This is a genomic window from Streptomyces aureus (assembly GCF_001418135.1).
Classification (GTDB): domain Bacteria; phylum Actinomycetota; class Actinomycetes; order Streptomycetales; family Streptomycetaceae; genus Streptomyces; species Streptomyces aureus_A.
This window is the reverse complement of record NZ_LIPQ01000165.1, coordinates 17,920-43,772: the sequence shown is the minus strand read 5'-3', so window position 1 is coordinate 43,772 and position 25,853 is coordinate 17,920. Positions and strand designations below refer to the sequence as shown.

The following is a 25,853-nucleotide window of genomic DNA, read 5'->3' as shown; positions in this document are numbered from 1 at the left end:
CACCCGATCCCCGTGAAGGACTGACCATGCCCCCGCTGTACTCCGTCGACGACTGCGAGTCGCTGACGACGAAGCAGGTCCACGGCCTGTACAAGGACCACGTCAACAAGAGCCAGGTCTCGCTGATGACCTCCTTCGGCTTCGGCCAGGAGCTCGTCGAGAGCGCCGAGGGCGTCTGGATCACCCAGCGCGACGGCCGCCGCGTGCTCGACTTCACCGGTGGCGTCGGCGTCCTCAACCACGGCCACAACCACCCCCGGATCCTCGCCGCCCGGCAGCGCTTCCAGGAGCGGAAGAGCATGGAGGTCCACAAGACCTACTTCTCGCCGTACATCGCGGCCCTCGGCCACAACCTCGCGGAGCTGCTGCCCGGCGACCTGAACATGTCGTTCTTCCCCAACTCCGGTGCGGAGGCGGTCGAGGGCGCGGTCAAGCTGGCGTACAAGTACCACGGCGGCCGGCGCTCCCGGGTGCTGCGGGCCGACATCTCCTTCCACGGCAAGCTGCTCGGCTCGGGCAGCCTGACCGGCCAGAACCAGTCCACCTTCCAGTTCCCCGGCATCCCCGGCGTGGAGATCTTCCGGTACGGCGACCTGGCATCGGTCCAGCGGCTCGTGGCCGGACTCCGCACCGACAAGGGCGAGTCGGACGTGTACGCGATCCTCATCGAGCCGCTGTCGGCGTCGACGATGAACGAGTGCTCGGAGGAGTTCCTGCGCGGGCTGCGGGAGTTGTGCACGGCGGAGAACATCGTGCTGCTCTTCGACGAGATCTACACCGGCTGGGGCAAGACGGGCACCCTCTTCCACTTCATGCGGTACGAGGGTCTGGTCCCCGACATCCTCACCACCTCCAAGTCCTTCGGCGGCGGCAAGTCCTCCATCTCCGCCTTCGTGGCCCGCGAGCCGGTCTTCCGCAAGGCCTACGACAACCTCACGGACGCCCTCCTCCAGTCGACGTCCACCACCTACTACGGCTTCGGCGAGGAGGCGGTCACCGCCATCGAGGCCGTCAACGTGGCCGTCGAGGACGACTATCCGGCCCGCGCCCGGGACATCGAGCGGATCCTCGCCCCCGGTCTTGAGCGGATCGCCAAGGAGTACCCGGACGTGGTGGCCGAGGTCCGCGGCCACGGCGCGCTCCACGGGGTCTTCCTGCACAAGGGCCCGAAGATCCTGGAGCTGGTGACCAAGCTGGTGCCGGGCGCGATGACGAAGGACCCGCGCTTCCGCACCAAGCTCATCACCTCGTCGGTGGTCAACGCCCTCTACCGGGACCACGGCATCTACACGTACTACACGCTCAACGGCGAGAACCCGCTGATGGTCGCCCCCTCGCTGGTCGCCGAGCCGCACGAGGTCGAGTTCTTCCTGGACTGCCTCGACAAGACCCTCGCCCAGGGTCTGCCCCGTCTGCTCACCCGTTTCGTCAAGGAGAAGGTGTCGTCGCTGTGGTAGAGCGCATTGTGGTGACCGGCGGTGCCGGCATGCTCGGTTCGACCCTGATCGACCGGCTGCTCGGCGACGGCCGCCAGGTGCACTGCGTGGACCTGCGGGCCCCGCGCACGGAGCACCAGAACCTGACGCACACCGTCTCGGACGTCCGGGACGCGGTGACGATGAAGCGGGTCACGTCGGACGCGGACGTGGTGGTGCACTGCGCCGCCGCCCTGCCCAGTTACCCGGCCGACGTGATCCGCTCGGTGATCGTCGGCGGGACCGAGGCGGTCCTGACGGCCGCCGAGGCGAACGCCGTGCCCCGGGTCGTGCACATCTCCTCGACCGCCGTGTACGGACTGCCGAAGGTGGTGCCCACGCCGGAGGAGTACCCGCGCGAGCCCGTCGACACGTACAGCGCCGCCAAGGCGGAGGCCGAGGAGGTCGCCGAGCGGTTCCGCGGCCGGGAGATGTGCGTACCGATCCTGCGGCCGAAGACCTTCCTCGGGCCGGGCCGGATGGGGCTGTTCGCGATGCTCTTCGAGTGGGCCGAGGAGGGCCGGAACTTCCCGGTCCTGGGCCGGGGCGACGTCCGCATCCAGATGTTCGACGTGAACGACCTGGTCGACGCGGTCGTGACGGCGATGGACGCGCCGGCCGGGACGGCCGACGACACCTTCAACCTGGGGGCCACCTCGTTCGGCACGATACGCGAGGACTTCCAGGCCGTCCTGGACGCCGCCGGGCACGGCAAGCGGGTCCGGTCGATGCCCGCGAGGCCGGCGCTCGCCGCGCTCAGCCTGCTCCAGCGCTCCGGGCTCTCCCCGGTCTACGGACGCCTCCTGCACAAGCTCCTCGACGACAGCTTCGTCTCCACCGACAAGGCCCGTGACGTCCTCGGCTTCCGGCCGAAGCACTCCAACCAGGACGCGATCCTGCGCACCTTCGCCTGGTGGCGCGAGCAGCGGCGGACCACCGCCGCGCTCCCCGCCGGCGAACGCCCCGCGAAGAAGGGCGAGGGCGTCACCAGTGTCGAACCGTGGCGGCAGGGGGCCCTCTCCCTGGCCAAGGTCCTTTTCTAGGAGAACCCGATCATGTCCGTTCCGCTGGTCTCCGTCATCGTCCCCAACTACAACTACGGCCGCTCGATCGGCCTGTGCGTCGAGGCCGCCCTCGCCCAGACGTATCCGAACATCGAGGTCCTCGTCGTCGACGACTGCTCCACCGACGACTCCACCGCGATCGCCGCCGCGGCCGGCGCCCGGGTGGTCTCCACCGGCGTCAACAGCGGGGTCGCGGTCGCCCGCAACCTCGGCGCCGAACTCTCCTCGGGCGAGATCCTGGTCTTCCTCGACTCCGACGTCGCCATGCACCCCGACGCCGTCGCCAAGTCCGTCGAGCTGCTCGGCTCCGGACAGGGATACGGGGCGATCTGCGGCACCTACGAGCCGGAGCCGCTCATCCGCGACAGCCTGATCGAGGAGTACCGCTCGCTCCAGCAGTACTACCTGCTGCTGAAGTCCGAGGGGGTCATCGACACCGTCCACACCGCGATCCTGGCGCTCCCCCGGCGGGTCTTCGACGAGGTGGGGCCGTTCAACCCGATCCTTCGGCACACCGAGGACCAGGACTACGGGCGCCGCATCTCGGAGCGGTACACGGTGTTCAGCTCCCTGGAGGTGCGTGGCCGGCACGACCACGACGACACCGTGCGGATCGTCCTCGACAAGGTCTTCGCGCGCGCCCGGCTCGCCGTCCCGCTCATCCTGGGCAGGCGGCACCTCCAGGGCGGCTTCGTCACCGGCCCGCGCGCCGGGGCCAGCCTCGCCGCACCCCTGACGGTGGCCGCGCTCGCCGCGCCGCCGCTGTGGGGAGCGGTGTGGGCGCTGCTGCCGCTCGCCCTGTTCGTCCTCGGCGTGTGGGGCGATCTGGACATGTACCGGGAGGTGCGGCGGCACCGGGGGCGGCTGTTCCTCGGGTACTTCGTGGCCGTCAACTTCCTGGTGAACCTGACGGTGTTCGCGGCGATCGGGGTCGCGGGCGTGCAGTGGCTGTGCTCGAAGCGGTTCCGGCACCTGTACGACCCGCAGCCCCGGCCGGACCTTCCGGCGGAGACGGCCGGGGTGGCCGCGGGGGCTTCCCGTGGCTGACACGCTCGCCCCGACGCAGGCCCCGGCGGGGGCCCCGGCCGCGGTCGTACGGGTCGCCCCGGCCCGGCGGCGCCTGAACCGCCTCGTCCTCGGCGCGGCCCTCGCGTGGCTCGTCCTCCTCCTCGTCGAACGGGCCGCGGACGGCCGGATCTGGCTCGGGCATCTGGTGGGCATCGTCCCGCCGGCCGCCTTCGCCCTGGTCCCGCTGCTGCTCGCCGCGCTCGCGCCGCTCGCCCGGGGCGCCGCCCGGTGGCGGAGCCTCGCGGCCGCCGCGCTGGCCCTGATCGTGGGCTTCGGACAGTCGGGCTTCGACCCGGCGGCGCTGTGGCGGCCGGAGCCGGGGACCGGGCCGGACTCCGTGCGGGTCTTCGCCTGGAACACCAACTCGTGGAACCAGCTCCTCGGCACCCAGGACCACTTCTACGCCTTCCTGAAGGGGAAGGACGCGGACGTCTATCTGCTGCACGAGTACCAGCACGTGACCGCCGACCGGAAGGGCAGGCTGCCCATCGACGACCTGGCACGGCTGCGCCGGGAGTTCCCCGGATACGAGGTCGCCGTCCGGGGCGAGCTGGTGACGCTCTCCCGCTTCCCGATCCTGCGGCAGCCGGCCGTGGGCCCGGCCGGCGGCCTGCCGACGGGCGCGGACTGGCAGGCGGAGTACCGGGAGAACAAGGTATTGCGGACGGATGTGCGGGTCAGGGGCCGGACGGTGTCGTTCTACAACGTGCACATGCCGGTGTGGAACAGCATGCCGGACGGGCTGCTCTCCGCCGCCTTCTACCGCCACATGCGGGGACGGTTCGCCCCGCGCCGGGCGCAGTACGCCGGTCTGGAGGCCGACCTCGCGGCCAACCGCAACCCGGTCGTGGTGGCGGGTGACTTCAACGCGACTGCGGCGATGTCCGACCTCGACCCACTGCGGGAGCGCCTCGACGACGCGGCGGACGTGAGCACCGACCCGTACCCCACGAGCTGGGAGGAGGGCGGCTGGAAGCCCTTCTGGCGGACCGATTGGGCGTTCACGGGCAACGGGGCGAAGGCCGAGCGCTACGAGTTCAACGAGCCGGAGAAGCTCTCCGACCACGCGGTGCAGGACCTGTGGGTGTCCCTGCCGGGGAACGGGTGACCGACGTGCTGCTGTCCTGCGCCCTGGTCTGGGCGGTGTTCCTCGCCCTGCACCTCGCGCTGAACGGGCGCTGGTGGCCCTGGCTCGCGGTCTCCCTGCTGCCGCCGCTCGCCCTCGCCGCCGTCCCGCTCGGCGTGCTCGTGGCCGCGGCGGTCACCGGCGGGTGGGCTGCGGGGGCGCTCGCCGCGGGCTGTCTGCTCGCGGGCTGGCCGCAGAACGGGGTCAACCTGCGTGCGCTCGGCCGCCGTCCGGAGGCCGTGGAGGGGCTGCGACTCGTCTCCTGGAACACTCAGCACTGGAACCAGGGCGGCGACCCCGGCCGTTTCTACGCCTTCCTGCGCGCCCTCAGGGCGGACGTCTACGTCCTCCAGGAGTACCTGAACGGCTTCGAGGGCGGCGAGGTCTGGGACATCGACGACGAGGAGCGGATCCGGGCCGCGTTCCCCGAACACCACCTGGCCGTCGACAACAACTCCGTGACGCTGTCCCGGTTCCCGCCCGCCGGTCCGCCCGTGCCGGTCGGCGCCTGCTCGCTCCGGGTGGACCTGCGGGTCGGCGACGGCGTCCTGTCCACGTACAACGTGCACATCCCCGTGCAGCTGACCGTGATGAACCCGCTGCGCCCGGCCTTTCTCCGGGACATGCGCCGCCGGGCCGCCGCCCGCGACCGGGAGTACGCGGCGCTTGTCGACGATCTGCGCGGCAACCCGCACCCGGTCCTGGTGACCGGCGACTTCAACACGAGCGCGGCCATCGGGGACATCCGCCGGATGCCGCGTTCGCTGCGCGACGCGATCGGCGCCTGCCGTTCGGTCCTCCCGGCCAGCTGGAACGCCCGTGCGCGACTGCGGCTCTGGCGGATCGACTGGGCGTTCACCGGCGGCGGCGCCCGGGTGGGCTCGTACCGCTTCCGCGACGCCGAGGGCCTGTCGGACCACCTGGTCCAGGAGCTGACCGTCACCACCCCCCACGTATGAGAGAGAGGGAAGAACCGATGGAGTACACCCGTCTCGGCGGCCCCGAGGGCCCCCGTGTCAGCACCCTGTGCCTGGGCACCCTGCCGTTCGGCACCCGGATCGACGAGGCCGCCGCCTTCGCCGTCCTCGACCGTTTCCACGAGGCCGGCGGCACGTTCATCGACACCGCCAACACCTACGCCTTCTGGGAGCCGGGCGCGACCGGCGCCGAGAGCGAGCTGCTGATCGGCCGCTGGCTGCGCAGCCGGGGCGTCCGGGACGAGATGGTGCTGGCCACCAAGGTCGGCGCGCTGCCCGACCCGCCCGGTTCGGCCTGGCCGGAGTGCGCGGAGGGGCTCTCGGCCCCGGTGCTGCGCCGACAGGTGGAGGAGAGTCTGCGGAACCTGGGCACGGACCGGATCGATCTCTACTACGCGCACATCGACGACCGGCGGACGCCGGTCGCGGAGACCATGGGCGCGTTCGGCGAGCTGGAGGACACGGGGAAGATCGGCCGGGCCGGCTGCTCCAACTTCGCGGCCTGGCGGATCGAGGAGTCGCGGGGCGCGGCGGTCGCCGCCGGGGTGCCGGACTACGCGGCCGTGCAGCAGCGGTACACCTATCTGCGGCCGCGCCCCGGCGCGGAGTTCGGGGTGAACCCGCACGCCTCGGAGGAGCTGCTCGACTATCTGGGGACGCGTCCGGAGCTGACGTTCACGGCGTACACGACCCAGCTGACGGGGGCGTACACCGATGCGGGCAAGGAGGTCCCGGAGCAGTACCGGCACGAGGGTTCGGAGCGGCGTCTCAAGGTGCTCGCGGAGGTCGCGGCGGAGCTGGGCGTGACCGCCAACCAGGTGGTCCTGGCCTGGGCGTTGGGCGGTGAGCTGCCCGTACTGCCGGTGATCGGGGCGAGTTCGACGGCGCAGCTGGACGAGACGCTCGGCGCGGTGGGCCTGCGCCTGGACGACGAGCTGAGGAAGCGGCTCGACGATGTCGACTGAGCAGGCGGTACGGATGAGGGATTTCGCGCTCCGCCACCGGATGGCCGTGGGTGTGGCCTGGCTGCTCGTGCTGGTGCTCGGCGGCGCGGTGGCGGTGCTGGGTCTCGGCCGGCTCGACCAGTCGTTCACCGCCTCCGGCGGGCCGGGACACCGTGCGAACCAGGCGATCCAGGAGCGGTACGGGAACGGGGCCGCCGTCGCCCCGCTGGTCGCGGTCGCGACCTGGCCGGCGGCCACGGACGTACGGTCCCCGGGCGTGGCCGGGTCGTTCGCGGACGCCGTCCGGCGGGCGGCGGGCCCGGGCGCGCGGACGGTCTCGTACGCGGGCACGGGCGACGGGGGGTTCCTCGGCGCGGACGGCCGCACCGTGTACGCGCTGGTCTACCCGGGCGCCGGAAAGCCGGACCTCGCGGGGCTCACGGCCGTCGAGGAGGCCGCGGGCGCCCTGCGCGCGGGTCTGCGCCCGGCGCTGCCGGGGGCCCGGGTCGAGGTGACGGGCGTGCTCCCGCTCCAGCACGACAGCGCGGTGGCGGGGCCGGGCGCGGTGGCCCTCGCGGTGAAGGCGGCCTGCGCGCTCGGGCTGCTCGCGCTGCTGGTCCTGGTGTTCCGCTCGCCGCTCGGCGTCCTGGCGCCGCTGCTGCTGGCCGGGGCGACCTCGGTGGGGGCGCTGGTCCTGGTGGAGGCCGTGGCCGGGTTCACCGAGATCAGCTTCATCGTGGTGTACCTGGTGCCGGTCACGGCCCTGGTGCTCGCGGTGCACCGCTGGGCGCAGCCGCCGGAGACCGCCGCCGGATCCGCGGTGGCGGCCGGCGCGGCGGGGGCGGCGGCCTGCGCGGTCCTGGCGCTCTTCCCGGCGGCGTTCCTGCGCTCGGTCGGGCTCGCGGGGCTCGCGGTGTGGGCGGTGGGCACGGCGGCGACCCTCACCCTGGCACCGGTGCTCCGCTCGGTGACGAGCCGGGCGACGCGGGCGACCCGGACCCCGCGCTCGCCGCGGGCGGCGCGTGAGGCGCGTGAGGCGATGCCGGGACCGGCCGGGCGGACCGCGCGTACGGCGACGCCGGTCCGGGCCGGGCGAACCGCGCCTACGAAGACGCCGGTCCGGGCCGGGCGGCGGCCCCGTCCGCTCCTGGCGTCGGTCGGCCTGGCCCTCCTCGTCCTGCTCGCCGGCGCGGCCACGCAGCTGCGGGTGGGCAACCCGGAGGCGCACGCCCTGGTGGCGAGCGGCCCGGCACGCGACGGCCTCGACCGGCTCACGGCGGCCGGGGTGCCGTCGGGGGTCCTGAACCCGCTGGAGGTCCTGGTCCCCAGGGGCGCGGAAGCGGAGGCCTTGGCAGCACGGGCGGCCCGGGTCCCGGGGGTGCTCCTCGCGGCGGCGCCCGAGGCGGCCGAGTGGCGCCGCGACGGTTCGGCCGTGGTCGTGGTCGTACCGGAGGAGGAGCCGATGACGGCGGCGGGTGCGGCGACGGTGACGGCGCTGCGGTCGGCGCTCTCGGGCGGGACGCGCCCGGCGCTGGTCGGCGGCTCGGGTGTGGTCGACCGTGACCTCGTGGACGGCGTCTACCGGCTCCTCCCCTACGCGGTCCCGGCGGCCGCCCTCGCCGCCTTCCTCGCCCTCGCCGCCCTCACCGCGGCGGGCGCGGCGGCTCGCGCCGTGTGCCGTGCCCTCCTCGCCGCCGTCGCCGCGGCGGGTGCGCTCACCGTCCTGTGGCAGTGGGGCCCGCCCGACACCGGGGCCGTCACCGGCTGGGTCCCTCTCGTCGTCGGGGCCTTCGCCTTCTGCGTGTCGCTCGACCGCTCGGTGGCGTCGACGGCGGGCGGCCCCTGGTGGGCGGGGCCCGTGGCGGCCGGGGCGGGCGCGCTCGCGGTGCTCGCGGCCGGGATCGGTCCGCAGGTCGAACTGGCCCTGCTCGTCTCGGGGTTCGCGATGGCGGCACTGTTCGACGCGTCGGCCGGCCACCTCCTCGCCCCGCCCGGTTCCGCCGCGCGTCCCATACCCCGGACTTCACTCTAATTGGTCTAGACCTAGATGGCCCCTCCCGCTTAGCATCGACGACCGCGATCACGACCGCGGGGCGGTCGGGGCACGGAACGCGACGAGGGGGAGACAGGGGATGCTGGAGGCGCTCGGCATTAAGGAGTCGACGGAGGCCGTCTACCGTTTGCTCCTGGAGCGGCCCGAGTACGACGTGACGGAGATGGCGGCCCATCTGGGCCGCCCCGAGTCCGAGGTCCGCGAGGCGCTCGCCTGCCTCGCGGACCTCAAGCTCGTGCTGATGGACGACTCCTCGGGCGAGGTCGAACCCTTCAACCCGGACGTCGGCTTCTCCTTCCTGCTCTCCCGCGCCGAGGCCGAGCTGAGCAAGCGGAAACGCCAGGTCGAACGGGCGGGACGGGCCGTGGCCGGCATCCTCGCCTCGTACGCGGACCACTCCGAACCGGGCGTCCGGCACGACCTGGTGGACCGCATCACCGGCCTCGACAACGTGCGGGAACGCCTGGAGGACCTGGCCGCGAACGCCCGCACCGAGTGCCTCTCGCTGCTCCCGGGCGGCGCGCAGCTCCCCGACACCATGGACGCCAGCCAGCCGCTCGACCAACTCGCCCTGGAACGCGGCGTGAAGATCCGGTCGATCTACCAGGAGAGCTTCCGCAACGACCCGCCGACCGTCGAATACGTGCGCTGGTACTGCGATCTCGGCGGCGAGGCGCGGACCGTTCCCGTGGTGCCGATGCTCATGGTGATCGTCGACCGCGAGGCCGCGCTCGTCCCCGTCGACCCGGAGGACGGGCGCGCCGGCGCCCTGGAGGTCCGCAGCCCCGGCCTGGTTCACGCGCTCCTGGTGCTCTTCGACCGGCTGTGGGACGCGGGCACACCGTTCGGCGAGAGTCCGCGCCGCGACGAGCACGATCTCTCCCCGCAGGAACGGGAGTTGCTCATGCTGCTCGGCATCGGCTGCACCGACGACATCGCCGCCCGGCGACTCGGGATCTCCCTGCGGACCGTACGCCGGATGAGCTCGGAGCTGATGAACCGGCTCGGCGCGCGCAGCCGGTTCGAGGCGGGCGTGCGGGCCGCCAAGGAGGGCTGGCTCTGAGCACCGCGCCGGGGAACCGCTCCCACGGCGCAGCTGACGTAGTCCCATCCGTTATGCGGACGGGGGTTCCATGGAGCAGAACAGTCCCCTAGATTTCCCCAGCATTACCGAGGTGATCAGTGAGGGGACCGGAATCGCCATGCCAGAAGCGACACAAGGGAAACAACCCACCATCACACCCCTGAGAGTGGTGATCGCGCTCTGTCTGTTCGCGCCGTTCGTCGCGATGCTCTGGGTGAGCTCGTACGCGAAGGCCGAACCGCTCTTCGCGGGCATCCCGTTCTTCTACTGGTACCAGATGCTCTGGGTGCTGGTCTCCACCGCGCTCACCATGGTCGCGTACAAGCTGTGGCAGCTGGACCAGCGCGCCCGCAAGGGGGGTGACGAGCGATGAAGGACGGCGTGAACGGCGTCGCACTCGCCGTCTTCATCTTCTTCTTCCTGGCCGTCACGGTCATGGGCTTCCTCGCCTCGCGCTGGCGCAAGGCCGAGAACGAGAACAGCCTCGACGAATGGGGCCTGGGCGGCCGGTCGTTCGGCACCTGGGTGACCTGGTTCCTGCTCGGCGGCGACCTCTACACCGCGTACACCTTCGTCGCCGTCCCGGCGGCCATCTACGCGGCCGGCGCGGCCGGCTTCTTCGCCGTCCCGTACACGATCCTGGTCTACCCGCTGATCTTCACCTTCCTGCCGCGCCTCTGGTCGGTCTCGCACAAGCACGGATACGTCACCACCTCGGACTTCGTGCGCGGCCGCTGGGACTCCAAGGGCCTCTCCCTCGCGGTGGCGGTCACCGGCATCCTCGCCACCATGCCGTACATCGCGCTCCAGCTCGTCGGCATCCAGGCCGTCCTGGACGTGATGGGCGTCGGCGGCGGCGAGACCACCCACTGGTTCATCAAGGACCTGCCGCTGCTCATCGCCTTCGGTGTCCTCGCGGCGTACACGTACTCCTCGGGCCTGCGCGCCCCCGCGCTCATCGCCTTCGTCAAGGACACCCTGATCTACATCGTCATCGCGGTGGCGATCATCTACATCCCGATCAAGCTGGGCGGCTTCGACGAGATCTTCGCCAAGGCGGGCGAGGCGTACGCGCAGACCAACCCGGCGACCGGAAAGCCGCGCGGCTCGCTCGTCCCCGGCGAGGCCGGCCAGTGGACGTACGCGACGCTGGCGCTCGGCTCGGCGCTCGCGCTCTTCATGTACCCGCACTCCATCACGGCGACGCTGTCGTCCCGGAGCCGTGAGGTCATCCGCCGCAACACCACGATCCTGCCGCTGTACTCGCTGATGCTGGGCCTGCTCGCACTGCTCGGATTCATGGCGATCGCCGCCGGGATCCAGGTGAAGAACGGCCAGCTCGCCATCCCGCAGCTCTTCGAGACGATGTTCCCGGACTGGTTCGCGGGCGTCGCGTTCGCCGCGATCGGCATCGGCGCGCTCGTGCCGGCCGCGATCATGTCGATCGCCGCGGCCAACCTCTTCACCCGCAACATCTACAAGGACTTCATCAAGCCGGACGCCACCCCGGCCCAGGAGACCAAGGTCTCCAAGCTGGTCTCGCTGCTCGTGAAGGTCGGCGCGCTCGCCTTCGTCCTCACCATGGACAAGACGGTCGCGATCAACTTCCAGCTGCTCGGCGGCATCTGGATCCTCCAGACCTTCCCGGCCCTCGTCGGCGGTCTCTTCACCCGCTGGTTCCACCGCTGGGCGCTGCTCGCCGGCTGGGCCGTCGGCATGATCTACGGAACGGTCGCCGCGTACGGGGTCGCGAGCCCGACGCAGAAGCACTTCGGCGGCTCCTCCGCGGAGATCCCGGGCATCGGCGAGATCGGCTACATCGGTCTCACCGCGTTCCTCCTCAACGTCCTCGTCACGGTCGTCCTGACCTTCGTCCTCAAGGCCGTCAAGGCCCCCGAGGGCACCGACCAGACCTCCCCGGAGGACTACACGGCCGACGCCGGCGACGCCGGGGTCAGCACGAAGCTCCCGAAGATCGGCGCCGAGACCCACTGAACCAGCGCCGGACACCGACGAAGGCCGTCCTGCCTCCCCGGAGGCACGGCGGCCTTCGCCGTCCCCGGCTGCGGCACCGAGACGGCCGGCTGGGGACCTCCGCGCGGCCGCAGGCACACTGCCCTCATGGACTTCACGATCAGGGCGGTACGGCCCGAGGACTACGAGGCGCTCGGTGAGCTCACCGCGGGGACCTATCTGAACGACGGGCTGCTGAAGTACGGGGCGGAGGACTCGTATCTGCACGTGCTCCGGGACACGGCCCGGCGGGCGCGCGAGAGCGAGGTGCTCGTCGCCGAGGACGGCGACGGGCGGCTGCTCGGCGGGGTGACCTTCGCCACCGGCGCCACTCCGTGGGCGGACATCGCGATCGAGGGCGAGGCCGAGTTCCGGATGCTCGTGGTCTCCCGGGAGGCCCGCGGCCGGGGCGTCGGAGAGGCCCTCGTACGGGCCTGTATCGAGCGGGCGCGGGCCCTCCCCGGGTGTCGCCGCATCGTGCTGTCCACGGACGTCACGATGGTCTCCGCGCACCGGATCTACGAGCGCCTGGGCTTCGTGCGCACCCCGGACCGGGACTGGGAGCCGATCCCCGACCACCGCCTGCGCACCTACTCCTTGGAGTTCTGAGCCGGGGGGCGACACAACATGTGGGGGGTTCCGCAAGCAGCGCCCCCCACATGTATGCTCATGCTCGCTGTCGACGCAGGGGAATCCGGCGCGAATCCGGAACTGTCCCGCAACGGTGTGCTTCGTACGGATACGACGTATTCGGGCGAGGTGAGTCCGAGGACCTGCCGCCAGCGCATCCGGTCCGTCCGTTCCGGGTGCCAATGACGTCCGGGCCTCGCGGAGTGGGCCGGTGGAAGCGTCGCGTCCGGCGTTACGGATGCCCGCCTGCCCGCCTTCCCCCGCCCGCGGCCCCGAGCCGAGCGAGGGAGAGCCCCCACGTGACCATCGCGCCCGCCGATCCGGCTTCCGCCGAGGCTTCCGCGGTCGAGAGCGACGGCCCCGGGACCGTGCTGCTGCGGACCCTGACCGACCTCACCGCCGATCTCCCCGACACCGACCCCGGCAAGGTCGCCGCCGCCGCGCTCCGCGGCCGCAGCGCCGTGGCGGACGAGGCGGAACTGCGCGAGCTGGCCACCGAGTCGGCCGCCGGTCTGATCGCCGAGGACCCGGCGTACTCCCGGCTCGCCGCCCGGCTCCTGACGATCACGATCGCCGACGAGGCGGCCGGCCAGGGCTCGTTCTCCTTCTCGGCCTCCGTCGCCGTCGGTCACCGCGAGGGCCTGATCGCCGACCGCACCGCCGAGTTCGTGGGGCGCCACGCGGACCGGCTCGACGCGACGATCGACGCGGCCGCCGACGACCGCTTCGGCTACTTCGGCCTGCGCACCCTCTACTCGCGCTACCTGCTGCGCCACCCGATCACCCGCAAGGTGATCGAGACCCCGCAGCACTTCATGCTCCGCGTGGCCTGCGGCCTCGCGGAGGACGACAGCGTGCGCGCGCTCGACGAAGTCACCGCCCTCTACCGCCTGATGAGCCGGCTCGACTACCTGCCCTCCTCCCCCACGCTCTTCAACTCCGGCACCCGCCACCCGCAGATGTCCTCCTGCTACCTCCTGGACTCCCCGCAGGACGAGCTGGACTCCATCTACGACCGCTACCACCAGGTGGCGCGCCTCTCGAAGCACGCGGGCGGCATCGGCCTCTCCTACTCCCGCATCCGCGCCCGCGGTTCGCTGATCCGCGGCACCAACGGGCACTCCAACGGCATCGTGCCGTTCCTGAAGACCCTCGACGCCTCCGTCGCCGCCGTGAACCAGGGCGGCCGCCGCAAGGGCGCCGCCGCCGTCTACCTGGAGACCTGGCACGCGGACATCGAGGAGTTCCTGGAACTCCGCGACAACACGGGCGAGGACCAGCGCCGTACGCACAACCTGAACCTGGCGCACTGGATCCCGGACGAGTTCATGCGCCGGGTCAACGCCGACGCCGACTGGTCGCTGTTCTCCCCGGCGGACGTCCCCGAGCTGGTCGACCTGTGGGGCGAGGAGTTCGACGCCGCCTACCACAAGGCCGAGGCGGCGGGCCTGGCCCGCAAGACGATGCCGGCCCGCGACCTCTACGGCCGGATGATGCGGACCCTGGCCCAGACCGGCAACGGCTGGATGACCTTCAAGGACGCCTCGAACCGGACGGCCAACCAGACCGCCGAGCCCGGCCACACCGTCCACTCCTCCAACCTCTGCACGGAGATCCTGGAGGTCACCGACGACGGCGAGACCGCGGTCTGCAACCTGGGCTCGGTCAACCTCGGCGCCTTCGTCGTCGACGGCGACATCGACTGGGAGCGCCTCGACTCCACCGTCCGTACGGCCGTCACCTTCCTCGACCGGGTCGTCGACATCAACTTCTACCCGACCGAGCAGGCGGGCCGCTCCAACGCCCGCTGGCGGCCGGTCGGCCTGGGCGCGATGGGCCTCCAGGACGTCTTCTTCCAGCTGAAGCTGCCGTTCGACTCCGCCGAGGCCCGCGCGCTGTCCACCCGTATCGCCGAGCGCATCATGCTCGCCGCGTACGAGGCCTCCGCCGACCTCGCCGAGCGCAGCGGCCCGGTCCCCGCCTGGGACAAGACCCGCGCCGCCCGCGGTGTCCTGCACCCCGACCACTACGACGTGGAGCTGAACTGGCCCGAGCGGTGGGCAGCCCTGCGCGAGCGGATCGCCACGGTCGGCATGCGCAACAGCCTCCTCCTCGCCATCGCGCCGACCGCGACGATCGCCTCGATCGCCGGTGTGTACGAGTGCATCGAGCCGCAGGTCTCCAACCTGTTCAAGCGCGAGACGCTCTCGGGCGAGTTCCTCCAGGTCAACTCGTACCTGGTCGACGAGCTGAAGAAGCTCGGCGTGTGGGACGCGCAGACCCGTGAGGCGCTGCGCGACGCCAACGGCTCGGTGGCCGGCTTCACCTGGGTCCCGGCCGAGGTGCGCGAGCTGTACCGCACGGCGTGGGAGATCCCGCAGCGCGGTCTGATCGACATGGCCGCCGCCCGGACGCCGTTCCTGGACCAGTCGCAGTCGCTGAACCTGTTCCTGGAGACGCCGACGATCGGCAAGCTGTCGTCGATGTACGCGTACGCCTGGAAGCAGGGCCTGAAGACGACGTACTACCTGCGCTCCCGTCCGGCGACCCGGATCGCCCGCGCCGCCCAGGCCGCGACGCCCACCGCCGCCACCATCCCCGTCCAGCAGGCGACCCCCGACGCGGACGCCCTCGCCTGCTCCCTGGAAAACCCCGAGTCCTGCGAGGCCTGCCAGTAATGAGCACCAACGAAAAGAAGAACCTCCTCGACCCGGGCTTCGAGCTGACCCTCCGTCCGATGCGCTACCCGGACTTCTACGAGCGCTACCGGGACGCGATCAAGAACACCTGGACCGTGGAGGAGGTCGACCTCCACTCGGACGTCGCCGACCTCGCCAAGCTGACACCGGCCGAGCAGCACATGATCGGCCGTCTGGTCGCGTTCTTCGCGACGGGTGACTCGATCGTCTCGAACAACCTGGTCCTGACGCTCTACAAGCACATCAACTCCCCGGAGGCGCGCCTGTACCTGTCGCGCCAGCTGTTCGAGGAGGCCGTGCACGTCCAGTTCTATCTGACGCTGCTCGACACCTACCTGCCCGACCCGGACGACCGCGCCGCCGCGTTCGACGCGGTCGAGGAGATCCCCTCCATCCGCGAGAAGGCGCAGTTCTGCTTCAAGTGGATGGACTCGGTCGAGAAGATCGAGCGCCTGGAGACGGCCGCCGACCGCCGCCGCTTCCTGCTGAACCTCATCTGCTTCGCCGCGTGCATCGAGGGCCTGTTCTTCTACGGCGCCTTCGCGTACGTGTACTGGTTCCGGTCCCGCGGCCTGCTGCACGGCCTCGCGACCGGCACCAACTGGGTCTTCCGGGACGAGACGATGCACATGAACTTCGCCTTCGAGGTCGTGGACACCGTCCGCAAGGAGGAGCCGGAGCTCTTCGACGACGCCCTCCAGCAGCAGGTCACGGACATGCTGAAGGAGGCCGTCGAGGCGGAGCTGCAGTTCGGCCGCGACCTGTGCGGCGACGGCCTGCCGGGCATGAACACCGAGTCGATGCGCGAGTACCTCCAGTGCGTCGCCGACCAGCGCCTCCAGCGCCTCGGCTTCGCCCCGGTGTACGGCTCCGAGAACCCGTTCTCGTTCATGGAGCTCCAGGGCGTCCAGGAGCTCACGAACTTCTTCGAGCGCCGTCCGTCCGCCTACCAGGTGGCGGTCGAGGGCTCGGTGGACCTGGACGAGGACTTCTGAGCGTCGACGTCCGCGTGCGGGGGCGAGTTCGGCCGGCCGGCCGCTCGGCCTAAAATGATCTTGCCTCATGGGTCCGTCGTACGGCGGCCCCACGGGGCACGTCATGCAGCACGCACCCCTGGGGGAACATCATGATCCGCTTCGCTCGTACGCTCACGACCGCCGCGCTCACCGCTCTGCTGGTCGGCGGCGCGACCGCCGTCGCCGTCGCCGGCGACATGAGCTGGCAGTAGTCGCGCAAAGGCCGGGCCCCGCTCCTTCGCGAAGGAGCGGGGCCCGGCCCATGTCCACGGCGATCAGGCGTTCGGCACCGTCTCGTAGCGCGGGGTGCCCTCTTCCATCTGGCGCAGGGCGTCCTTGCGGTCCCGCTTGGAGAGGCGGTCGATGTACAGGTAGCCGTACAGGTGGTCCGTCTCGTGCTGGAGGCAGCGGGCGAAGTAGCCCGTGCCGCGCACCTTGATCGGGTTGCCCTGGGCGTCCTGGCCGTGGACCTCGGCGTAGTCGGGGCGAGCGAGCTCGGCGTAGGCGGTCGGCACGGAGAGGCAGCCCTCGTTGGACTCGTCGAGGACGCGCTGCTCGGCCGGGAGCTCCTGCAGGACCGGGTTGATCACGACACCGGTGTGCCGGACGCCCTCGTCGTCGGGGCAGTCGTAGACGAAGACCTTGAGGTCCACGCCGATCTGGTTCGCGGCGAGGCCCACGCCCTCGGCGGCCTTCTGGCTCGCGAACATGTCGTCGATGAGCGCCGCGAGCGAGTCGTCGAACTCGGTGACGTCCTTGCACTCCTTGTGGAGCACCGGGTTGCCGACCACCGTGATCGGGCGGGCCGTGCCGCGCTCACGGTGGGCGAGCTCGCGCGCCTCGCAGTCCTCCGTGTCCACGACGAACCCGTCGTTGATCTGCGTCTGCTCGTCCGTCTCCTGCTGCGCCATGTCCGGCCGCGCCTTCCTGAAAACCCGATTCCGTCGAGAGACAGCCTACGGGCCCGGCCTGATCCAGGAGCCACCCCCGGCTCAGCAGACCTCTTCGAGATCGCGCCACTCACGGCTGTCCGGGCTGTCCGCCACCCAGCCGTCGAGGAGCCCGCGCACCAGGCCCGCCGGGGCCGCGATGCCGCACTCCCGCTCCGGTACCCACAGCTCGCCCGGCGAGCGGTGCCCGAGCGGCCCGGGGTGGCCCGGCTCACTGTGGTCGTGCGGGTCGGAGTGCTCGCCCTCGCCCTCGGCGCTCGGCATGGTCGACTCGGAGCAGGCACGGCAGAGCAGCCGCACGGAGGACGACCAGTCCTCCGCGGCGAAACCCGCTTCCGCGGCCAGCTGCTCCAGGGCGTCCCGGTCGGCCTCGGTGGCCGCTTCCAGGAGGACCACCCAGGTGGGAACGGGTGAAGGGGCCCACAGCTCGATCTCGTCGAAGACCGGGTAGGAGGGGCCGGCGGTGGTGGTGCGCTCGCCGTTCGGCACGCCGTCGTGGAGGACGACCTCGCCCCAGCGGCGCCCGGAGGACGGCAGCGGAATGGAGAGGACCTCGATCCGGGCCGGGTCGAGCCGGCGGCCCCACACGACCTCGGCCTCGCCCTCGGGCGACAGCCGGACGGCGGCGCTGCCCAGCTCCATCCCGGCGGGCTCGCCGGTGCCCGCGGCGGCGCCGGGGACCTTCAGTCCGTAGGCCTGCCAGGCACGGCGGGCCAGCGGCCAGTCCTGGAGCGCGGTCGCCGCGATGCCCACGTTCCACCAGTCGGGGGCGCCGCTCTCCTTGTCGAGCAGCGCGACGGCGCGGAGCCCGGCGGCGCGCGCCTGCTCCCAGTCGTGCCGGAACTTGTGCAGCAGCGCCAGGTTGAACCAGGACTCCGAGAGCCAGGGCTCCAGATCCGCCGCGCGCGTCAGAAGTGCGCCCGCGTCCTCGTACCGGCCGTCGCCGATCAGCGTGAACGCGCGGTCGGTGGCCTGCCGCCATGAGGCGGAGGGCCGATGCCGTACCTTCCCGAAGATCTTCACGATTCCCGCCTGCCGGTCGCTTCACCCTCTTGTTCGCATCCAACCATGCCCGGTCGGACGCGCGCTCATTACCCATGGGTTACCCCGTCGCGACGGAGGTCACCCCAGCCGCTCCGCCCCGCGCCAGGACCCTGGCCAGGCATTCGACGACATCCGGGTGGTGATCGCGGGCGGTGCCGAGTCTGAGCCGCTCCAGGGCGTCGAGGGCGGCACCCGCTTTCTCGCCGCCCGCGAGGTCGTCGTAGGCGTTCACGGTCCGGACGATCCGGGCGGGCAGCGGCTGCTCCCGGTACGGGTCGGCCTGGCGCTCCACCACGACGGCGACCGCCTCGGGCACACCGGTTCTACGGACGACCTCGCCGCCGAGGAGGGCGATCCGGCGCTGCTCCTCGGTGGGCAGCAGGGCGGTGGCGCCGCCCGCGACGGGGTCGACGAGGGAGAGCTGGCCGATGTCGTGCATGAGCGCCGCGTGCTCCAGGACGGCCAGTTCGGCGCCGGAGAGGCCCAGTTCCCTTCCGACGGCGGCGCTGAGGGCGGCGACCCGGCGGGCGTGGCCGGGCGGGGTGCAGCCGGCGATCTCGGTGGCGCGGGCGAGGGATGCGATGGTCTGCCGGTTGACCGTGCGCACGGCGGCGTACCGGCGGAACGAGACCTGGGTGAGCAGCAGCGGCACGGCGAGCACGGGCAGTGCCCAGAGTCCGGCGGCGGCCACGCCGAGCGCCATGACGGTGCCGGTGGCGCCGACGGCGGAGCCGATGCCGAGGAGGGCGCTCAGTTCGTCGCGGAGGAGGGGGCCGTACGGGAATCCCGTGCGGGCGCGGAGCACGAGGGCGGCGAGGACCGCGTCGCACAGGGCGGTCAGGGCGAGCAGCAGGACGAGGAAGAGGGCGTACGCGGGGCCCTGGCCGAGGTGCTCGACGACGGCCCCGGAGTTGTAGAGGGGCTGGAAGCAGAGCGCGGCGAAGCCGACGGTGAGGACGCGGCGGGCGAGGTGGTCGGGGCCGGGCCCCCGGCCCCGGGCGATGTGGGGGACGATCCCGGCGAGGCCGGCGGCCACGACGACGGCGACGATCTGGAGGACGCCGTGGGTGGTGGCGGTCCCGGCGCTCGCCCCGAGCAGGGCGTAGGCGAGGGCCCCGGCGGCGGCGAGCGGCGCGGGCTCCCTCCCGCCCGGCGCCTCGCGCACGGGAGGTGCCCCCACGCCGGGTGCGGCGCCCCAGCGGGCGAGCTCGCCGAGGACGATGAGGGTGCCGAAGGCGAGGGCGTTGCCGGGTTCGTCGACGCCGTACCAGAGGGTGGAGGCGAATCCGGTGAGGCTCAGCAGGAGCGCGGCCCCGTGCACGGCGCCGACGGTGACGGAGCCGGGCCTCATGCGCGCTCCCTGGGCCTGGTGCCGGGTGCTTCCGGTCGCCGTGCGGCGTGGGCCCCGCGTGGCGGCGGCACGTTCCCGCCGGTGGGGCCCGCCGGTGTGGTCTCGTCGGCGGTGACGGCGGGCTGCCAGCCGTGCCGGTCCAGGGCGCGGACGAGGGCGGCGACCATCCGGGCGTCGAACTGGCTGCCGGCGCAGCGCTCCAGTTCGGCGACGGCGGTCGGCACCGGGCGGGCCCGGCTGTAGGAGCGGGTGGAGGTCATGGCGTCGAAGGCGTCGGCGACGGCCACCACCCGGGCGAACTCGGGGATCTCGTCGCCGTGCAGCCCGTACGGGTAGCCGCTGCCGTCCATGCGTTCGTGGTGGTGGAGGATCGCGGCCCGCGCCTCGCCCAGGAAGCCGATGCCGCGGACCATCTCGTGTCCGTACTCCGGGTGCAGTTCGATGACCCGGCGCTCCTCGGGGGTGAGGGGGCCGTCCTTGCGGAGGACCCGGGTGGGCACGCCGAGTTTGCCGACGTCGTGGAGGATGCCGGCGAACCGTACGACGTCGAGCCGGTCCTCGGCCATGCCCAGCTCGCGGGCGATCAGGACGGAGGCGTGGCCGACGCGTTCGCTGTGGCCCCGGGTGTAGCGGTCCTTGATGTCGACGGCCTGGACGAGGGCGCGGATGGTGGCCTGGTGGGCGGCGCGTTCGCGGTGGTACTGGGCGAAGACCCAGCAGGAGATGTACATCGGGAGGAGCACGAAGAGGGCCGACACCGGCCCGTACGTGCTGCGCCAGAGGACGGCCATCATCAGTCCGGCTAGCCCGTGCACGGCGTGCGGGGCGAGCGCCCGGCCGAGGAGGCCGCGCCAGGCGGCCCGCGGGGGCAGTCCGCCGGCCGTCGCCCGGATGCCGCCGTCGAGGGCGGTCAGGGCCAGGCAGAAGGTGAGGGCGGCGGCGCCGGCGGGCAGCAGCGCGTAGGGGAAGTCGGGGGCGTCGTGACCGTGGCCGAGGGCACGGGCGCAGTCGAGGGCACCGGCCGCCTGGGCGGCGGCCCAGGTGGCGAGGGCGGTGGCGGCGGCCCGCCAGGCGCGGCGGGGGGCGGCCGGGGGTTCCTCGACGCGGGCGAGGAGGCTGCCGGGCACTGCGGTCAGCGCGGCGGCGGCGGGGGGCAGGAGGAGGGCGGCGGCGAGGAGGACCGGAAAGAAGGAGCCGGTTCCCATGGGGACGGAGCCGCCGAGCGCCCGGCCGAGGAGGCGGCAGCGGGCGGGCAGTTCGCAGAGCGCGTACAGGGCGGTGAGGAGCGCGACCGTGGCCCAGGGGGTGGCCGCGCCGGGGCGCAGGGCGGGCAGGACGGAGGCCCCGGCGCCCAGCAGGGCGCAACCGATGTACACGCGGGCCGCCCGCGGAATGACCTTCACGCCCATCATCCCCGTCACGCTAGCGAGTTGGACGGCCCGTGACGGCATGGTGGAGCGGATTCGCACCATCGGGTGATACAAGCTGATATACGAACGAGGCCGCCACGATCGTGTCGCGACGGCCTCCTTGCTCCCTCTACGGAAGGGGAGTTACTCCTGGGGCGCCGGTGTCGTCGGCACGATCGGCGCGATCTCCTGCTCGGGCACGAGGTGCCCGGAACGGATCAGGTCGATCCGGCCCATGACCTTGGACCGCAGGTCGGTGGGGACGTCGTCGCTGCCGCAGCAGCGCTTGACGAGCTTCTTCACCGCCTGCTCCAGGCCGTACTTCTCCAGGCAGGGGGAGCACTCCTCGAAGTGCACCTCGAACTTGGTGCAGTCACTGTCGGGCATCTCGTTGTCGAGGAACTCGTACAGATGATCCAGGACTTCCGAGCAATCCGTCTCGTGCGGCTCTCCGCAGCTCATGAGCCCGAGCCTTTCAGATCGTTCGACGACTCTCCGGCGCCCGCGGGTACCAGCCCGCGGTCGCGGGCGTAGTCCTCGAGCATGCCGCGCAACTGGCGGCGACCCCGGTGCAGCCGGGACATCACCGTACCGATGGGTGTCCCCATGATGTCCGCGATCTCCTTGTACGCAAAGCCCTCGACATCCGCGAGATAGACGGCGATGCGGAACTCCTCGGGAATCGCCTGGAGGGCTTCCTTCACGTCGGAGTCCGGGAGGTGGTCGAGCGCCTGCGACTCGGCGGAGCGCAGCCCGGTCGACATGTGCGACTCGGCGCGCGCGAGCTGCCAGTCCTCGATCTCCTCGGCGGCGCTGCGCTGGGGCTCGCGCTGCTTCTTGCGGTACGAGTTGATGAAGGTGTTCGTGAGGATGCGGTACAGCCAGGCCTTGAGGTTCGTACCCTCGCGGAACTGGTGGAAGGAGCCGTACGCCTTGGCGTAGGTCTCCTGCACCAGGTCCTCCGCGTCCGCGGGGTTGCGCGTCATGCGCAGCGCGGCGGAGTACATCTGGTCGAGGTAGCCGAGGGCGTCCCGCTCGAAGCGCGCGTTGCGCTCCTCGGTCGTCTCCTCGGGGCCGTCGTCGGTCCCTGTGTCGGTCCCAGTGACCGGACCCACCTCCTCCAGCGCGACGGCGGGTCCGAGGGCGGACCCGCTCGTTTCGGAGGATAGACGAGGAACCGCTCCGCCCGCCGCCCGAATCCGGGCTCCCTTGGGAGCGGGCAGCACTGTCCAGTCGAGGTCAGCGGCCTGCGCGCGCTCGGGGCAGATGGTCGAACCCATGCGACGGACTCCCTCTTCCTTGCTCATACCGACGCACGGAACAACAGTGGTCCCCCACTCGGCATTCCCGGTCCCTCAGCGGAGGGAGAGGATCCAGTCGGCGACCCCGTCCACCAGGAGCGCCATCGCCTCGTCCGGCCCGAGCGGCGCCCGCTTGGGCAGGGCGAAGCCGTGGTCCCCGTCCGGGATCCCGACGAGGCGGTACGGGCCTTCCGGGAACTCCGCGGGCCGTCCGAAGGGGTCGTTGCCGCCCTGGACGACGAGCGTCGGCAGGCCGCTGCCGAGAAGCTCGTCGGCCCGGGACTTCTCCGGCCTGCCCGGCGGGTGCAGGGGGAAGCTCAGCGCGAGGACGGCGAGCGCGCCCAGCTCCCGCCCGGTACGGCAGGCGACCCGGGCGCCGGCGCTGCGGCCGCCCGCGATCACCGGGAGCCCGGGCCGGGCGAGGGCCGGCCAGAGGCCGCGCCAGCCGGTGTCCAGGGTCTTGGGGGCGGGGGCGACCTTCTTGCCCGCCACCCGCCAGGGCTGCTCGACGAGGGCGACGGTCACGCCCCGGGCGGGCAGCGCGGCGGCCAGCGCCTGGAGGTCGCGGGCCTCGATGCCGCCGCCGGCGCCGTGGCCGAGGGCGAGGACGGCCCACGGCCTGGTCCGCCCGGGCCCCTCGTACCAGGCGACGCGGGCATCCCCGGCGTCGGTGGGAACGGTCTCGTACTGTGTCACGTCGGTCACGCTCCCATCCTGCCGTCCGGCGGCGCGCGCGACGGTCTCAGAACAGCGTGCCGACCTCCGGGCCCTCCAGCTCCGTCAGGAGCTCGGGTCCGTTGTTGCGGATGTTGCTGACCGCGGTCGCCACCGGATAGGCCCTCATCAGGCCCTCCGGCGGTGGGGCGAGCAGCCCGCGCAGCTCCTCCGGCCGGGTGGTCGCCGGATCGAGCCAGGCGTCCCAGCGGTCCTCGGTGAGCATCAGCGGCATCCGGGGGTGGATGTCGGCGAGCGAGTGCGGGCCCTCGGCCGGGGCCACGCCCAGCGGCCCGGTCTCCGCCTCGGTGGTGATCACCGAGCAGGTCACCCACCACGCCAGGGGGTCGCCGTCGGGCAGGGTGCGGTCGCGCCAGAACTCGTAGAGCCCCGCCATCGCGAAGACCGAGCCGTCCGCCGGGGTCACGAAGTACGGCTGCTTCCGCGGCCGCTTCCTCTTCCCCTCGACCTCCAGGTCCCGCTCCCCCGCGCCGGTCACCCACTCGTAGTAGCCGTCGGCGGGCAGGATGCACCGGCGGGCCGCGAAGGCCCGCTTGAAGGAGGGCTTCTCGTCCAGGGTCTCCGCACGTGCGTTGATCATCCGGGCGGCGCCCTCCGGAGACTTCGACCAGGACGGCACCAGGCCCCATTTCAGCGCGCGCAGCTGGCGAACCGGACGCGGGGAGTCTGCGTCTTTCAGAGGACGTTCCAGAACGGCCCAGACCTCCTTGGTGGGGGCCACGTTCCAGTCCGGGGCCAGAGTCTCCTCCGGCTCCCACTTCTCCACCCCGAAGAATCCGACGAGGTCCTCGGGCCGCCGGCTCGCTGCATACCTTCCGCACATACGTGCCACACTGCCACGATCCCGAACCCGACCGAGGAGCCGTCCGAGAAATGACAGAGATCCTCGGCACCCAGCCTGCTCCCGACGAGTGGATCGTCTACTTCACCGGCGGGTGCGCGCTGAGCCTGGCCGTCTTCCGCGCCCTCTGGCTGCCGGCCCGCAACGCGATCACCATCGCCCACGAGGGCGGCCACGGACTCGTCGCCCTCGCCACCGGCCGGCGCCTCGAAGCGATCCGGCTGCACTCGGACACCAGCGGACTGACCGTGAGCCGCGGCCGCCCGACCGGCCTCGGCGTGGTCCTCACCCTGGCCGCCGGCTACCCCGCGGCCCCGCTGCTCGGCCTCGGCGGCGCCGCGCTGCTCGGCACCCACCGGGTGACCCTGCTGCTGTGGGTGGCGACGGCCCTGCTGCTCGCGATGCTCGTGATGGTCCGCAACGCGTACGGGATCCTCACCGTCCTGCTCACCGGCGCCGCCTTCCTCCTCGTCTCCTGGCTGACCTCCCCCGACGTCCAGTCGGTCTTCGCGTACGCCGTGGTCTGGTTCCTGCTGATCGGCGGTGTCCGCCCGGCCTTCGAGCTCCAGCTGAAGCGACGCCACGGCGGCGCCCCCGACTCGGACGCGGACCAGCTCTCGCGGCTCACCCATGTGCCCGCCGCCGTGTGGCTGGTCTTCTTCCACGCCGTCGCGATCTCCTCCCTGATCGGCGGCGGGCGCTGGCTCCTGGGCATCTGACTCCCCCGTACAGTGAGTCCATGACCGCAGCCACCTCCGCGCACATCGACCCGCCCACCGACCTCTGGCCCGCCCCGTATGCCCGCGGCGCCGTCGACGCGACCGTCACCGTGCCCGGATCGAAGTCGGTCACCAACCGCGCCCTGGTCCTCGCCGCGCTGGCGTCCGAGCCGGGCTGGCTGCGCCGCCCGCTGCGCTCCCGCGACACCCTCCTGATGGCCGAGGCGCTCCGTACCCTCGGTGTGCGGATCGAGGAGGGCGTGGGCCCCGACGGCTCCGGCGAGGCCTGGCGGATCATCCCCTCCCCGCTGCGCGGCCCCGCGACCGTCGACGTCGGCAACGCCGGCACGGTCATGCGCTTCCTGCCCCCGGTCGCGGCGCTCGCCGACGGCCCGGTGCGCTTCGACGGCGACCCCCGCTCCCACGAGCGCCCGCTGCACGGCGTGATCGACGCGCTGCGCGCGCTCGGCGCCCGCGTCGACGACGAGGGCCGCGGCGCCCTCCCCATGACGGTGCACGGCGCCGGTGGCCTGGACGGCGGCACCGTCGAGATCGACGCCTCCTCGTCCTCCCAGTTCGTGAGCGCCCTGCTGCTGTCCGCGCCCCGCTTCAACCAGGGCGTCGAGGTACGGCACGTGGGGTCGCGGCTGCCCTCGCTGCCGCACATCCGGATGACGGTCGACATGCTGCGCGCGGTCGGCGCCCAGGTCGACGAGCCGGAGCACGGCGGCGCCCCGAACGTGTGGCGGGTGGCGCCCTCCGCGCTGCGCGGCCGGGACCTGGTCGTCGAGCCCGATCTGTCGAACGCGCAGCCGTTCCTGGCCGCGGCCCTGATCACCGGCGGCCGTGTGACGGTCCCGGACTGGCCGGCGCGCACCACCCAGCCCGGTGACGCGCTGCGGGAGATCTTCACCGAGATGGGTGGTTCCTGCGAGCTGACCGAGGCGGGCCTGACCTTCACCGGTACGGGCCGGATCCACGGCATCGACGTCGACCTCGGCGAGGTCGGCGAGCTGACGCCCGGCATCGCGGCGGTCGCGGCGCTCGCGGACTCCCCGTCGACCCTGCGCGGGGTCGCCCACCTCCGGCTGCACGAGACGGACCGGCTGGCGGCGCTCACCAAGGAGATCAACGAGCTGGGCGGCGACGTGACCGAGACCGAGGACGGTCTCCACATCCGCCCGCGCCCGCTGCACGGCGGCGTCTTCCACACGTACCACGACCACCGTATGGCGACGGCGGGCGCGATCATCGGCCTCGCGGTCGAGGGCGTGGAGATCGAGGACGTGGCCACGACGGCGAAGACCTTGCCCGACTTCCCGACGATGTGGACCGAAATGCTCGGGGCCTGAAC

Annotated in this window: 23 protein-coding genes and 1 riboswitch; of the genes, 15 read left to right on the top strand and 8 right to left on the bottom strand. The window is 72.2% G+C overall.

Translation table 11 applies throughout. The features are described from left to right. The first annotated feature begins 26 nt into the window (after positions 1 to 26). The 13 genes from AOK00_RS15740 to AOK00_RS15680 all read left to right on the top strand — a co-directional run bounded on the left by AOK00_RS15740 (position 27) and on the right by AOK00_RS15680 (position 16,128). Positions 27 to 1,457 carry an aspartate aminotransferase family protein gene (locus tag AOK00_RS15740; RefSeq protein WP_063886608.1) on the top strand — a complete coding sequence of 477 codons (1,431 nt, stop codon included), beginning with the start codon at positions 27 to 29 and terminating at the stop codon, positions 1,455 to 1,457. Then, positions 1,451 to 2,518 (top strand): NAD-dependent epimerase/dehydratase family protein, encoded by a 1,068-nt coding sequence (locus AOK00_RS15735; RefSeq protein WP_079042025.1) that lies wholly within the window; start codon positions 1,451 to 1,453, stop codon positions 2,516 to 2,518. The genes AOK00_RS15740 and AOK00_RS15735 overlap by 7 nt, the downstream gene beginning before the upstream one ends. Before the next feature lie 12 nt (positions 2,519 to 2,530). Further along, the gene (locus AOK00_RS15730) at positions 2,531 to 3,586 is read left to right on the top strand and encodes a glycosyltransferase family 2 protein (protein WP_055600933.1); all 1,056 of its coding nucleotides are present in this window, start codon (positions 2,531 to 2,533) and stop codon (positions 3,584 to 3,586) included. Next, positions 3,579 to 4,715 carry an endonuclease/exonuclease/phosphatase family protein gene (locus tag AOK00_RS15725; protein ID WP_055600932.1) on the top strand — a complete coding sequence of 379 codons (1,137 nt, stop codon included), beginning with the start codon at positions 3,579 to 3,581 and terminating at the stop codon, positions 4,713 to 4,715. Before AOK00_RS15730 ends, AOK00_RS15725 begins: the two co-directional genes overlap by 8 nt. Next, on the top strand, positions 4,712 to 5,692 hold the full coding sequence (locus tag AOK00_RS15720) for an endonuclease/exonuclease/phosphatase family protein (protein ID WP_055600931.1): 981 nt from the start codon (positions 4,712 to 4,714) through the stop codon (positions 5,690 to 5,692). The genes AOK00_RS15725 and AOK00_RS15720 overlap by 4 nt, the downstream gene beginning before the upstream one ends. Positions 5,693 to 5,709: 17 nt before the next feature. Beyond that, on the top strand, positions 5,710 to 6,675 hold the full coding sequence (locus AOK00_RS15715; protein WP_055600930.1) for an aldo/keto reductase: 966 nt from the start codon (positions 5,710 to 5,712) through the stop codon (positions 6,673 to 6,675). Beyond that, positions 6,665 to 8,686, top strand: a complete 2,022-nt coding sequence (locus AOK00_RS15710; RefSeq protein ID WP_055600929.1) for an MMPL family transporter — start codon at positions 6,665 to 6,667, stop codon at positions 8,684 to 8,686. The genes AOK00_RS15715 and AOK00_RS15710 overlap by 11 nt, the downstream gene beginning before the upstream one ends. Positions 8,687 to 8,786: 100 nt before the next feature. Further along, positions 8,787 to 9,770, top strand: a complete 984-nt coding sequence (locus AOK00_RS15705; RefSeq protein ID WP_055600928.1) for a LuxR C-terminal-related transcriptional regulator — start codon at positions 8,787 to 8,789, stop codon at positions 9,768 to 9,770. A 139-nt stretch (positions 9,771 to 9,909) separates the two neighbouring features. After that, positions 9,910 to 10,164 (top strand): DUF3311 domain-containing protein, encoded by a 255-nt coding sequence (locus AOK00_RS15700; protein ID WP_055600936.1) that lies wholly within the window; start codon positions 9,910 to 9,912, stop codon positions 10,162 to 10,164. Continuing rightward, positions 10,161 to 11,786 carry a monocarboxylate uptake permease MctP gene (gene mctP, locus AOK00_RS15695; RefSeq protein WP_055600927.1) on the top strand — a complete coding sequence of 542 codons (1,626 nt, stop codon included), beginning with the start codon at positions 10,161 to 10,163 and terminating at the stop codon, positions 11,784 to 11,786. The genes AOK00_RS15700 and mctP overlap by 4 nt, the downstream gene beginning before the upstream one ends. Positions 11,787 to 11,912: 126 nt before the next feature. Then, on the top strand, positions 11,913 to 12,413 hold the full coding sequence (locus AOK00_RS15690; RefSeq protein WP_055600926.1) for a GNAT family N-acetyltransferase: 501 nt from the start codon (positions 11,913 to 11,915) through the stop codon (positions 12,411 to 12,413). A 54-nt stretch (positions 12,414 to 12,467) separates the two neighbouring features. Beyond that, a riboswitch (cobalamin riboswitch) is annotated at positions 12,468 to 12,599 on the top strand. A 134-nt stretch (positions 12,600 to 12,733) separates the two neighbouring features. After that, entirely contained in the window at positions 12,734 to 15,112 is a 2,379-nt protein-coding gene (locus AOK00_RS15685; RefSeq protein ID WP_055600925.1) for a ribonucleoside-diphosphate reductase subunit alpha, read from the top strand. Continuing rightward, on the top strand, positions 15,112 to 16,128 hold the full coding sequence (locus tag AOK00_RS15680; protein WP_055600924.1) for a ribonucleotide-diphosphate reductase subunit beta: 1,017 nt from the start codon (positions 15,112 to 15,114) through the stop codon (positions 16,126 to 16,128). Before AOK00_RS15685 ends, AOK00_RS15680 begins: the two co-directional genes overlap by 1 nt. A 296-nt stretch (positions 16,129 to 16,424) precedes the next feature. Here the strand turns inward: AOK00_RS15680 and def are convergent, their stop codons facing one another. From def to AOK00_RS15640, 8 genes are all read right to left on the bottom strand, one after another. Further along, complete coding sequence (gene def, locus AOK00_RS15675; protein ID WP_055600923.1) at positions 16,425 to 17,060, bottom strand: peptide deformylase; 636 nt, start codon at positions 17,058 to 17,060, stop codon at positions 16,425 to 16,427. Between the two features lie 81 nt (positions 17,061 to 17,141). Continuing rightward, positions 17,142 to 18,122 (bottom strand): tetratricopeptide repeat protein, encoded by a 981-nt coding sequence (locus AOK00_RS15670; RefSeq protein WP_055600922.1) that lies wholly within the window; start codon positions 18,120 to 18,122, stop codon positions 17,142 to 17,144. Positions 18,123 to 18,201: 79 nt separating this feature from the next. Beyond that, positions 18,202 to 19,494, bottom strand: coding sequence for an HD-GYP domain-containing protein (locus tag AOK00_RS15665; protein ID WP_055600921.1), 1,293 nt, complete (start codon positions 19,492 to 19,494; stop codon positions 18,202 to 18,204). Next, positions 19,491 to 20,897, bottom strand: coding sequence for an HD-GYP domain-containing protein (locus tag AOK00_RS15660; protein ID WP_254047378.1), 1,407 nt, complete (start codon positions 20,895 to 20,897; stop codon positions 19,491 to 19,493). The genes AOK00_RS15665 and AOK00_RS15660 overlap by 4 nt, the downstream gene beginning before the upstream one ends. A 150-nt stretch (positions 20,898 to 21,047) precedes the next feature. Continuing rightward, positions 21,048 to 21,365 carry a mycothiol system anti-sigma-R factor gene (rsrA, locus tag AOK00_RS15655; RefSeq protein WP_030320825.1) on the bottom strand — a complete coding sequence of 106 codons (318 nt, stop codon included), beginning with the start codon at positions 21,363 to 21,365 and terminating at the stop codon, positions 21,048 to 21,050. Further along, complete coding sequence (locus AOK00_RS15650; protein ID WP_030207302.1) at positions 21,362 to 22,018, bottom strand: sigma-70 family RNA polymerase sigma factor; 657 nt, start codon at positions 22,016 to 22,018, stop codon at positions 21,362 to 21,364. The genes rsrA and AOK00_RS15650 overlap by 4 nt, the downstream gene beginning before the upstream one ends. Before the next feature lie 240 nt (positions 22,019 to 22,258). Further along, a complete protein-coding gene (locus tag AOK00_RS15645; protein ID WP_437441415.1) occupies positions 22,259 to 22,900 on the bottom strand; it encodes an alpha/beta hydrolase family protein in 642 nt (213 codons plus the stop codon). Positions 22,901 to 22,946: 46 nt separating this feature from the next. Next, positions 22,947 to 23,762, bottom strand: coding sequence for an SOS response-associated peptidase (locus tag AOK00_RS15640; RefSeq protein ID WP_055600919.1), 816 nt, complete (start codon positions 23,760 to 23,762; stop codon positions 22,947 to 22,949). Positions 23,763 to 23,812: 50 nt separating this feature from the next. On the opposite strand from AOK00_RS15640, the gene AOK00_RS15635 reads away from it, so the two are divergent. Then, complete coding sequence (locus tag AOK00_RS15635) at positions 23,813 to 24,499, top strand: M50 family metallopeptidase (RefSeq protein WP_055600918.1); 687 nt, start codon at positions 23,813 to 23,815, stop codon at positions 24,497 to 24,499. A 20-nt stretch (positions 24,500 to 24,519) separates the two neighbouring features. Then, the gene (aroA, locus tag AOK00_RS15630; protein WP_055600917.1) at positions 24,520 to 25,851 is read left to right on the top strand and encodes a 3-phosphoshikimate 1-carboxyvinyltransferase; all 1,332 of its coding nucleotides are present in this window, start codon (positions 24,520 to 24,522) and stop codon (positions 25,849 to 25,851) included. Positions 25,852 to 25,853 lie beyond the last annotated feature (2 nt).

Coding starts and splice junctions, on each gene's coding strand:
- AOK00_RS15680 (WP_055600924.1), top strand. CDS start 15,112: ATGAGCACCAACGAAAAGAAGAACCTCCTCGACCCGGGCTTCGAGCTG.
- AOK00_RS15730 (WP_055600933.1), top strand. CDS start 2,531: ATGTCCGTTCCGCTGGTCTCCGTCATCGTCCCCAACTACAACTACGGC.
- AOK00_RS15710 (WP_055600929.1), top strand. CDS start 6,665: ATGTCGACTGAGCAGGCGGTACGGATGAGGGATTTCGCGCTCCGCCAC.
- def (WP_055600923.1), bottom strand. CDS start 17,060: ATGGCGCAGCAGGAGACGGACGAGCAGACGCAGATCAACGACGGGTTC.
- AOK00_RS15635 (WP_055600918.1), top strand. CDS start 23,813: ATGACAGAGATCCTCGGCACCCAGCCTGCTCCCGACGAGTGGATCGTC.
- rsrA (WP_030320825.1), bottom strand. CDS start 21,365: ATGAGCTGCGGAGAGCCGCACGAGACGGATTGCTCGGAAGTCCTGGAT.
- AOK00_RS15705 (WP_055600928.1), top strand. CDS start 8,787: ATGCTGGAGGCGCTCGGCATTAAGGAGTCGACGGAGGCCGTCTACCGT.
- AOK00_RS15715 (WP_055600930.1), top strand. CDS start 5,710: ATGGAGTACACCCGTCTCGGCGGCCCCGAGGGCCCCCGTGTCAGCACC.
- AOK00_RS15740 (WP_063886608.1), top strand. CDS start 27: ATGCCCCCGCTGTACTCCGTCGACGACTGCGAGTCGCTGACGACGAAG.
- aroA (WP_055600917.1), top strand. CDS start 24,520: ATGACCGCAGCCACCTCCGCGCACATCGACCCGCCCACCGACCTCTGG.
- AOK00_RS15700 (WP_055600936.1), top strand. CDS start 9,910: ATGCCAGAAGCGACACAAGGGAAACAACCCACCATCACACCCCTGAGA.
- mctP (WP_055600927.1), top strand. CDS start 10,161: ATGAAGGACGGCGTGAACGGCGTCGCACTCGCCGTCTTCATCTTCTTC.
- AOK00_RS15640 (WP_055600919.1), bottom strand. CDS start 23,762: ATGTGCGGAAGGTATGCAGCGAGCCGGCGGCCCGAGGACCTCGTCGGA.
- AOK00_RS15665 (WP_055600921.1), bottom strand. CDS start 19,494: ATGAGGCCCGGCTCCGTCACCGTCGGCGCCGTGCACGGGGCCGCGCTC.
- AOK00_RS15690 (WP_055600926.1), top strand. CDS start 11,913: ATGGACTTCACGATCAGGGCGGTACGGCCCGAGGACTACGAGGCGCTC.